Genomic DNA, 9,266 nt, shown 5'->3' on the forward strand with positions numbered 1-9,266 from the left:
TTACAATTAAGGGGACGGGTAAAGTTCAGACTGGTGGTAGGGAACTCTCTGTCGATGAATACCTAAGACGGTTAGACAAAGCAGATGAAATGTATGAATCCTTTAGGAAGTCAAATGTTGACGTTCAGGCTATTGCCAAAAATACAGGGATGGCAGAACATAGGATTCAGAGAATAAAAGAACATTTATTCTTTAAAGAGCACATCAAGGAGCACGGTGTTGGACGTTTTGAAGCCGATTATGAAATTGCTCAAGCATGGGATAGGCTTCAAAAAGGAACTTACAAGCAGAATGACATCGACTTATTGAATCATGAACTCTTTGAATCAAAGTTTGAAGGTATATTTAAAACGGATTACAGGACTGCCCACGATAGAACAGTAGATTCTGGGCGTCCATGGTATCCGCCAGAGGAGGAGTAATTTTGGCTTCGTATGTACTGTTACTTAAAGAATTTGAAAACGATGAATCTGTTATCTACAAATTTGGACCAAATGAAAATGTAATGGGGAAAATCGAGTTAAACAAAATAACCAGAAAATTTTCTGAGTTAGAAGGTATACCCGACCCAAGTATTCCATCAAAGTTCTATTTTGACAGAGCGGCACAGAGGTTGGCAGTTTGTCTAGTTAGAGAAGGCGGAATTTTTCCGGAAAGAACGGCGTTCGAGTCTTAGTAGAGTCCTTGTGTTTGGTGGGGGGCTACCCAGTGCCGAATAAACGACTTAACTTTAACATTACCAACATAACCTTTGTTCTACCTGTAAGAAGTTTTTATGAATTAAGATGTACGCACAGAATGTCTGGAAAAAGTATCCCTATTTAACGTAATATCGTTACATTGAACAGGTCAATTATGGTCAGATACCACCATAAAAGACCTGTTTTTTGTTATCTTCGTTTTCTTGCGGTTTTTTCAAATATGTTTGCAACGGTGTACGTACATAGAACGATTGATAGGGTGAAAGAAACACAGTGCAACTTTTGAGTATGGTATAGCGACCATAGAGAGTGTCAGGAATCAAATGATAATTGCAACGGGAAGGTCACGTGTGAAAGGCTAGCCACCGACTCCCTCATCTATATAATACAAGCGGCAAATCCGTCAAAAGTTTTGCCTGTGGGGGTAACGCATGAACAACGTACAACTTTCCATTGATAAGGTTTCCGTTGAGTATCAAGGAGTGACGGTCAGCTTTTACAATCAGCTTGCACTATCGTTTCGAGATTGGTTTGATATTAAACCTGCCATACGTCACAAAGGGTATGTATACCATTGGAATTTAGCTTTGGATGACGCATATCTTTATTTGCGATACCAACCGTGGCGGCAAAAGAAATCATTAAAATACACCTTGCAAATTGAAACTCATCCTGACTACTTGGTTCGTTTTCAAAAGTTGCTTTCAGCTTTGTACAGGCACACGCAGAAGGTCTATTTTAGTCGTTGCGAATTGGCTTTTGATTTTCCTTATCCGATGAGCAATGTATTCATCGCATCGAATACAGGGCGGAACATGAACATTTACGAGGGAACTCGATATTTTGGGCGGAAAGACGAAAGTAAAGCCCATGCCTTTTGTCGTAATTATGATAAAAAGGCAGAGCAGATAGCGAAGGGGATTCTAGAAGAGGGAGAGCGAACGAGAGTGGAACTAGTTTACAGACCCGATGAGAAAATACCTTTGGAGAGCATCATTCAATATCCGCCCAAATTTAATGATTACTACACTTGTAGCGTCATCACAGAGTTGCAAACAGTTCGGGCGGAGAAGAGAGCCATGATATTAGCGTTGCAACACGGTTTAATGACACCCGATGAATTGAGCAAGCATCATAGAGCATCAATAAAAGAAATCATGTCTTCACAGCAACTTGTAGACTTTGATGCTCTCGCCGCTCAACATTGGGAGGATTTAATGACCCTGACATGTGCTCTAGTTTGCGGTAGAGTTAGTCATCTTCCAGTACAAGAAGTTCATGCAGGCTAATGTTTAAGGTCTTGCAGATAATGTCAAAGGTGCTGAGATGTACTCTGTCAACTTCGTTAGAACATAGATGACTTATGGTATTCGGTCGTAGCCCAGTAAGCCTTGCTAATTCACGCTGAGACATATTACGTTGGGCTAGAATCTCTTTCAGTTTTACGACTACTGGCAAATTGACACCAACTTCCGAACAGACTTTATCACTTTATTATACGATTTCCTCACTCTTTATGGAAATGATTGATTGTAACGCTTAGTCGATATATAATTACGTTGTATCTACTAAGCGTTACAATAATTCAGATTTCTGTAACGGTGGGGAGGAAACACCATGAATGTCATCGGTTACGTAAGAGTATCAACACAAGGACAAGCCAAAGACGGCTACAGTTTAGCGTACCAACAAGATGAAATCCGCTCTTATTGTCAGGAGCAAGGATGGAACTTGATGAACATATATGTTGACGAAGGAATCAGTGGGGCGAAGGTAAATGAGGATGCTCTTGAGGTAGACAGAATCGGCTTCCAGAGCATGTTAGCCGCACTAGCCAGTAAAACCATTGATGCAGTTGTTGTCCTCCATACAAGCCGTTTATGGCGGTCTGACATCGTAAAAGTTCTGGTTCACAGAGAGTTCAAGAAGTATGGGGTGGACGTTCGGAGCATTGAACAGCCCACCTACAGCATTTACAAGAAAGACCCGAATGACTTCCTCATAAATGGCTTGATGGAGTTGCTAGACGCATACCAACGTCTTGAAATCGCCATGAAGCTAAGCAGAGGGCGGAGCAAGAAAGCCCAACAGGGCGGCTATGCAGGTGGAAGGGCTACCTTCGGATACAAAGCAAAGAAAGGTCAGAAAAGTATCCAAGTAGATGAAAGACACGCCCAGACCGTCCGTAGAGTATTTGAAATCAAGGAACAGTATCCCACATGGTCATTGACCCAGATAGCCGAAACACTGAACCAAGAAGGCTATACAACTGGGCAAGGCAGATTGTTTACCAAAGTGCAAGTGAAACGAATTTTGGACAAACGTGATTTTTATAGCGGCACATACCGCTATGGAGATATACAAGCAGATGGCTTGCATGAAGCCATCCTGTAACAGGAAATGAATGGAGAAGCTTGCGTCCCATTGCGAACCGTAAGGTTAACGCTCGAACTGAGGTTGCTCCCATTCTTACTCCTAATCATCAAAGAATCCGTATACAGGGGTGATTTCTTTTATGCACTACAAGCAAAAACACATTTATGTCGGGCTTGATTTACACAAAGCCCACCATACAGCCGTTATCATCGACTGTTGGAATACGAAACTGGATGAAATCCAAATCGACAACAAGCCAAGCAGTTTCGATGACTTGATGAAGATGGTCAAGAAGCATTGCAAAAAAGGAATGACTCCTGTCTATGGATTGGAAGACACGGGCGGCAACGGCAGAGCACTAGCCGTTCACCTTGTTGAGAAGAAGCAAATTGTCAAAGAAGTCAATTCTGCCCTGTCCTATAATGAGCGTAAGAGTTATGCAACCACCCAAAAGAGCGACAGTTGGGATGCGTATTGCATCGCCAAAGTATTGCTTGCAAGGTTAGATGAACTACCAGATGCGAATCCACAGGACATTTACTGGACAATCGGGCAACTGGTGGCAAGACGCAACGCACTGGTCAAACACGCCAGTTCATTAAAGAATCAACTGCACCAACAATTAAGCTACCACTATCCGTCCTACAAGAAGTTCTTCTGTGATGTAGATGGAAAAGCCGCCCTTGCTTTCTGGGAGAAGTACCCTGCTCCCCATCACTTGGAATCGGTTGGGGCGGATGAACTGGCAACCTATCTACGCAAGGCAAGCCATAACACCTGTTCTACCCGTAAGGCAGAGGAAATATTGGAACTGGTGAAGAAGGACGGGGAGACGAAGCGAAAGTTTCAAACGTCCAGAGACTTTATTATTGTCAATATGGTTCAGGACATGAAACGGAGCAGAGAACTGATTAAGCAGACAGAAGAACAGCTTCGTCAGGTCTTGTCTGAGACGGACTACAAGCTAGAGTCGATGGATGGAATCAGCACCGTTACAGCGGCGGAACTGATTGCCGAAATCGGAGACATCCGCCGATTCTCCAACGCTGACAAGCTAGCACGTTTTGCAGGAATTGCTCCCGTTCGCTTTAGTTCGGGCGGCAAAGGCAAAGACCAAGCAAGTGGACAAGGAAATCGGGTATTGAACGCTATATTCCACAATCTAGCCGTTCAACAAATCCAAGTAGCGAAAGGCGACAACAAGAAGCAACGAAATCCCCTCTTCTACGACTACTATCATCGAAAGCTAGCAGAAGGCAAAACCAAGAAGCAAGCCCTGATATGCGTCATGAGAAGGCTCGTAAACATCATTTACAGCATGATGAAGCACAAGACCGAGTATCGGGCGGCTAATCTAATAGAGCGTCAGGCAAGTTGATATAATGGTGGTGATTGGTAAAACAGTTGCCACCTTCTTTATTCCCAAGTTTAAGATTACAACTTAGGGGACGGGAAATGGTCTGAAGTTAAAGACCGGATATGATACCCATTTAGTAGAAGTTGAGGATGTTGTTCGAAAGGGTAATAAAGGAATTGTCGGAGGGCACAATTTGGACAATTTCAATAAGGCATTTACTGATAGAGGATGGAGTCTTGATGAGAATATATTATCTAAGACACCACATCCCACTATTAACGGTGTTTATGAGGTTAAATATCGGTTACCTGCAGTTGATACACGGGGAGATATTATACCGGGACAGTATAAAAATATCCCTAATCCAAAAACCGTGTACGACCCAAGTGTAATTTCTAATGAGCAAATGTTAAAATGGGGCAAAGAAGCTATGGCAAACGGAACTGTTAATGGAAGAATAATAACTGGTACTTCATCAAATGGGCTTAAGTTCCAAGGCTATATCGATAATGGGGAAATAACAAACTTCTTCCCAACATTAAAATAAGTGATTTAAGGAGAGCAAATATGTCAATTGAATCGAACAAGGAGATAGAACTTATTGGGCTGTACTATTCCAACTTAGGTGATGGATATTTTTTAGATGCTCTAAAAAATTATTCGAATGGTGAAGGATTTGGGTTAGGAGAAATTTGGTGCGTTTTTGCTGGAGAACTTCAACCTTGGGAAGAGAGTTATTTCGGTGAACACGGAGTTGCCTATTATTTTGATTATCCGGCTGTAGAGAAAGATGAAATCTTGGTAGTAGATAATAATGTGTTTTATCGATATCTACTAGAAGCTAGCAATAAATTTTTAGAACGTAATCCTAGTTGTAAAGCGGAAGTCAACGAATTACTGATAGCAATAAAAAATAAATTAAGCTAATTTAATTTATGTTGGGTGGCGGTTATCTTTAATGATAGCCGTCTATTTTTTTTGAAGAGGGCTACCCACTGACGAATGAACCCATCATTCAACCAATAACAAATATAACTCATGTAATACCCGTATAAAGATTTCATCATTTCTGTTGTACGTACAGTAAGCTTGAATTTTATTACCTAAATAACGCTACTGCGTTACATTGAACAGGTCGATTATGGTCAGTTACCACCATGATTGACCTGTTTTTTGTCAGCTTCGTTTTCTGCGGTTTTCTTCAAAATTTATCGCAACCGAACAATACCCTCTCTCGATATAGACACTGAGAAGGCAACCTATTGAAAAGTCATCGCAACTAATCGGAAGGATAGCCCGACAATTATACTGTCAGGACGTAACTGAACATTCTACAACGGGAAGGTCATGTGTTAAAGGCTAGCCACCTGCCCTCTAATTAAGCCCGAAATTCATGAAAAAATTCGGGAGGGGGGCGGCACATGAAAGGGGTCACTGTATCCATTGACCGTATTGTCATCGACTTTACAGATGTCTATTGGGACTTCTTCAATGAGTTCCACAAACGAATTTGTCATTTCTACGGGGTCAGGATGATGGTGGGGGAACGAGGATTTCAATACCGCATCAGAATCAATACAGGAGAACACTTCCTGCATATCTCCTATAAGTTGGTTTACGCTCCGAAAACCCGAAAGAATACATTGAGGATTGAAGCCTACCCGAAGTCGCTAGTTTACTTCCGTCATTGGCTCGAACAAATCCGAGACTTTGCCAACGAAATCTTGTTCGTGCGTTGTGATGTAGCTTTCGACATTCCTGTTCCCATCAATGACCTATTTACAATGTCAACGAAGGGACGGAAGCTACGACTGTTCAAAGGAACTCGTTATTACAACGGCAAACATCAGCGTCAGGAGGATGGCTATTGTCGGGTGTATGACAAGAAACGTCAGTTGTCGGAGACAAAGCGGCAGGAAATTATAGGGGAGCGAACGAGAATGGAAATTGTATATGCTCCGAAGGGGAAGATACCGCTTGATTCACTGGTTCAGTATCCGCCGCAGTTTAACAGTAAATATCTATGTGCTGTGCTGACGGACTTGTCCAAGTTCACCCCGAAGGTGGGGCGACTTGTTCAAGAGATTCAGCAAGAGAAACTTCTTCCGCAGGCTACGACTCCTTATTACCGCAAGAAGATTCAAGAACAAATAAAAACGCAGGATGTCATTGACCTGAATGAAGTAGCGGCGGAACAATGGCAGGAAGCAGTAACGCTCTCCTGTGCCATTCTATCCGGTAAGGTTATTCATCTTCCAATACAAGAAGTTCGTTCAGGCTGATGTTAAGTGTCCGGCAAATCTGCTCCAACGTATCGAAGTAAGCCGCATTAACTTTATCAGAGCAGAGATGGCTAACGGTACTGGAACGGATATTCATCCGACGGGCAAGTTCTCGTTGACTTATTCCCCGTTCTTCAAGAATTTCTCTAAGTCTCAATCGTACTGGCATGTTTACCTCCGATACGCATTAACATTTCAGGTTAAGCGATGTTTCCTTCATCATATCACTAAAAAACAATTGTTTGCAACGGAATACCGTTCTATAATAGAGATGTGATACGGAGTACCGTTTCAATAATTGTGATTTCTGTAACGGTGGGGGGAGTAACAGCATGAATGTCATCGGTTACGTTCGAGTGTCAACGAGTGGACAAGCCAAAGATGGCTACAGTTTAGCGTACCAACAGGATGAAATCCGCTCCTATTGTCAGGAGCAAGGATGGAATCTGATGAACATATACAGCGATGAAGGTATCAGTGGGGCGAAGGTCGATGAAGAAGCCCTAGAAGTGGATAGAATCGGCTTTCAGAGCATGTTAGCCGCTCTGTCTACTCAAACCATTGATGCAGTTATCGTCCTCAACACAAGCCGTTTATGGCGGTCTGACATTGTGAAGGTGTTGGTACATCGTGAGTTTAAGAAGTATGGGGTGGACGTTCAGAGCATCGAACAGCCTACCTACAGCATCTACAAGAAAGACCCGAACGACTTCTTGATTAACGGCTTGATGGAACTGCTTGACCAGTATCAACGGCTCGAAATTGCCCTCAAACAGGCAGGGGGCGGTACAAGAAAGCGGAGCAGGGCGGCTATGCCGGAGGGAGAGCCACCTTCGGCTACAAGGCAAAGAAAGGTCAGAAGTACATCCAAGTGGATGAAAGCCAAGCCCGAACCGTCCGCAGAGTATTTCAGCTAAAGGCAGAACATCCGGCATGGTCACTTTCCCAAATTGCCGAAGCCATGAATGAAGAAGGTTTTACGACCCAACAAGGCAGACTATTTACGAAAGTGCAAATCAAACGAATCTTGGACAAACGTGATTTTTATAGCGGTACATACCGCTATGGAAATATAGAAGCCCATGGCTTACATGAAGCCATACTGTGACAGGCATTGAGTGGAGAGGCTTGCGTCCCGTTGCGAACTGAAAGGTTAACGCTTGAACTGAGGTTGCCCCCATTCTTTACCCATCACGACAACTAACAATCCGTACACAGGGGTGATTTCTTTTATGCACTACAAAATGCGTCATGTTTACGTTGGTTTAGACCTGCATAAAGCCCACCATACAGCGGTTATCATCAACTGCTGGCATGAGCGGCTAGGCGAAATCCAAATCGAGAATAAGCCATCTGCCTTTGACGAGTTGATGAAATTTGTTAAGAAACATACGCCAAAAGAAATGACCCCTGTCTATGGATTAGAAGATACGGGCGGCAACGGCAGAGCGTTAGCCGTTCACCTTGTAGAGAAGAAGCAAATCGTCAAGGAAGTCAATTCCGCTCTGTCCTACAATGAACGTATGAGCAATGCAACGACCCAAAAGAGCGACAGTTGGGATGCGTTTTGTATTGCAAAGGTTCTGTTTGCAAGGCTCGATGACCTGCCGGATGCTAATCCGCAGGACATTTACTGGACTATCGGGCAACTGGTGGCTAGAAGGAACTCTATCGTCAAGCATGCCACTACGCTCAAGAACCAACTTCATCAGCAGTTAAGCTATCATTATCCGTCTTACAAGAAGTTCTTCTGTGACATTGACGGTAAAGCGGCTCTAGCATTTTGGGAGAAGTACCCTGCACCGCATCACTTGGAATCGGTGGGGGCGGAGGAACTAGCGGCATATCTTCGCAAAGCAAGTAATAACACCTGTTCAACCCGTAAAGCAGAGGAAATCTTGGAACTTGTAATGAAGGACGGGGAGACTAAGCGGAATTATCAAGCGTCAAGAGACTTCCTAGTCGTCAATATGGTGCAAGATATGAAGCGAAGTCGAGAACTGATTAAAGAGACGGAAGAACAGCTTCGTCAAGTATTGGCTGAAACCGACTTTAAGTTGCAGACGATGGATGGAATCAGTACCGTTACAGCGGCGGAACTGGTTGCTGAAATCGGAGATATTCGCCGCTTCTCTAATGCTGATAAGCTAGCCCGTTTTGCAGGAATCGCTCCTATCCGTTTTAGTTCGGGCGGCAAAGGCAAAGACCAAGCAAGCGGACAAGGTAATCGGGTACTGAACGCTATCTTCCATAACCTAGCCGTTCAACAAATTCAAGTGGCTAAAGGTGACAACAAGAAGCAACGGAATCCCGTATTCTACGAGTTCTACCAACGGAAGCTAGCCGAAGGCAAGACCAAGAAGCAAGCCTTGATATGCGTCATGAGAAGGCTTGTAAACATCATCTACAGCATGATGAAGCACAAGACAGAGTATCGGGCGGTAACTATAACAGAACGCCAAGCAAGCTGATATAATGGTGGTAATTGGAAGAACCAGTTGCCACTTCTTTATTCACAAGTTTAAGATTACAACTTAGGGGACGGGTAAA

At 43.4% G+C, this 9,266-nt stretch carries 10 protein-coding genes and 2 pseudogenes; 10 read left to right on the forward strand and 2 right to left on the reverse strand.

Annotated elements, in window-relative coordinates:
• From PXY01_RS21595 to PXY01_RS21605, 3 genes and pseudogenes are all read left to right on the forward strand, one after another.
• Nucleotides 1–422 (forward strand): annotated as a pseudogene (locus tag PXY01_RS21595) (T7SS effector LXG polymorphic toxin); the annotation flags it as partial.
• 2 nt (nucleotides 423–424) lie between these two features.
• On the forward strand, nucleotides 425–676 hold the full coding sequence (locus PXY01_RS21600; protein WP_122964571.1) for a hypothetical protein: 252 nt from the start codon (nucleotides 425–427) through the stop codon (nucleotides 674–676).
• 456 nt (nucleotides 677–1,132) lie between these two features.
• The gene (locus PXY01_RS21605) at nucleotides 1,133–1,990 is read left to right on the forward strand and encodes a replication initiation factor family protein (protein ID WP_127573156.1); all 858 of its coding nucleotides are present in this window, start codon (nucleotides 1,133–1,135) and stop codon (nucleotides 1,988–1,990) included.
• Here the strand turns inward: PXY01_RS21605 and PXY01_RS21610 are convergent.
• The gene (locus PXY01_RS21610) at nucleotides 1,953–2,159 is read right to left on the reverse strand and encodes a helix-turn-helix domain-containing protein (protein WP_122964573.1); all 207 of its coding nucleotides are present in this window, start codon (nucleotides 2,157–2,159) and stop codon (nucleotides 1,953–1,955) included. The two genes, PXY01_RS21605 and PXY01_RS21610, sit on opposite strands and share 38 nt — an antisense overlap.
• Before the next feature lie 159 nt (nucleotides 2,160–2,318).
• On the opposite strand from PXY01_RS21610, the gene PXY01_RS21615 reads away from it, so the two are divergent.
• From PXY01_RS21615 to PXY01_RS21635, 5 genes are all read left to right on the forward strand, one after another.
• On the forward strand, nucleotides 2,319–3,095 hold the full coding sequence (locus PXY01_RS21615; protein ID WP_127573158.1) for a recombinase family protein: 777 nt from the start codon (nucleotides 2,319–2,321) through the stop codon (nucleotides 3,093–3,095).
• Nucleotides 3,096–3,216: 121 nt separating this feature from the next.
• Nucleotides 3,217–4,455 carry an IS110 family RNA-guided transposase gene (locus PXY01_RS21620; protein ID WP_122964574.1) on the forward strand — a complete coding sequence of 413 codons (1,239 nt, stop codon included), beginning with the start codon at nucleotides 3,217–3,219 and terminating at the stop codon, nucleotides 4,453–4,455.
• Between the two features lie 82 nt (nucleotides 4,456–4,537).
• On the forward strand, nucleotides 4,538–4,981 hold the full coding sequence (locus PXY01_RS21625) for a CdiA family toxin C-terminal domain-containing protein (RefSeq protein WP_127573160.1): 444 nt from the start codon (nucleotides 4,538–4,540) through the stop codon (nucleotides 4,979–4,981).
• A gap of 20 nt (nucleotides 4,982–5,001) precedes the next feature.
• Nucleotides 5,002–5,361, forward strand: coding sequence for a ribonuclease toxin immunity protein CdiI (cdiI, locus tag PXY01_RS21630; RefSeq protein WP_127573162.1), 360 nt, complete (start codon nucleotides 5,002–5,004; stop codon nucleotides 5,359–5,361).
• A gap of 494 nt (nucleotides 5,362–5,855) precedes the next feature.
• On the forward strand, nucleotides 5,856–6,716 hold the full coding sequence (locus tag PXY01_RS21635; protein WP_127573164.1) for a replication initiation factor family protein: 861 nt from the start codon (nucleotides 5,856–5,858) through the stop codon (nucleotides 6,714–6,716).
• On the opposite strand, the gene PXY01_RS21640 is transcribed toward PXY01_RS21635, so the two are convergent.
• Nucleotides 6,679–6,885: a helix-turn-helix domain-containing protein gene (locus tag PXY01_RS21640; protein WP_127573166.1), complete on the reverse strand. Its 207-nt coding sequence runs from the start codon at nucleotides 6,883–6,885 to the stop codon at nucleotides 6,679–6,681. The genes PXY01_RS21635 and PXY01_RS21640 overlap by 38 nt on opposite strands.
• A gap of 163 nt (nucleotides 6,886–7,048) precedes the next feature.
• On the opposite strand from PXY01_RS21640, the pseudogene PXY01_RS21645 reads away from it, so the two are divergent.
• Both PXY01_RS21645 and PXY01_RS21650 read left to right on the forward strand, forming a co-directional pair.
• Nucleotides 7,049–7,824: pseudogene (locus PXY01_RS21645) on the forward strand (recombinase family protein).
• Nucleotides 7,825–7,948: 124 nt separating this feature from the next.
• Nucleotides 7,949–9,187, forward strand: coding sequence for an IS110 family RNA-guided transposase (locus PXY01_RS21650; RefSeq protein WP_127573168.1), 1,239 nt, complete (start codon nucleotides 7,949–7,951; stop codon nucleotides 9,185–9,187).
• The last annotated feature ends 79 nt before the right edge of the window (nucleotides 9,188–9,266 follow it).

Source organism: Paenibacillus xylaniclasticus, assembly GCF_004001065.1.
GTDB classification, from domain to species: domain Bacteria; phylum Bacillota; class Bacilli; order Paenibacillales; family Paenibacillaceae; genus Paenibacillus_T; species Paenibacillus_T xylaniclasticus.

Excerpts from the sequence above, each read along its gene's own strand:
- PXY01_RS21605 (WP_127573156.1), top strand. The coding sequence starts at position 1,133 with ATGAACAACGTACAACTTTCCATTGATAAGGTTTCCGTTGAGTATCAA.
- PXY01_RS21615 (WP_127573158.1), top strand. The coding sequence starts at position 2,319 with ATGAATGTCATCGGTTACGTAAGAGTATCAACACAAGGACAAGCCAAA.
- PXY01_RS21620 (WP_122964574.1), top strand. The coding sequence starts at position 3,217 with ATGCACTACAAGCAAAAACACATTTATGTCGGGCTTGATTTACACAAA.
- cdiI (WP_127573162.1), top strand. The coding sequence starts at position 5,002 with ATGTCAATTGAATCGAACAAGGAGATAGAACTTATTGGGCTGTACTAT.
- PXY01_RS21635 (WP_127573164.1), top strand. The coding sequence starts at position 5,856 with ATGAAAGGGGTCACTGTATCCATTGACCGTATTGTCATCGACTTTACA.
- PXY01_RS21640 (WP_127573166.1), bottom strand. The coding sequence starts at position 6,885 with ATGCCAGTACGATTGAGACTTAGAGAAATTCTTGAAGAACGGGGAATA.
- PXY01_RS21650 (WP_127573168.1), top strand. The coding sequence starts at position 7,949 with ATGCACTACAAAATGCGTCATGTTTACGTTGGTTTAGACCTGCATAAA.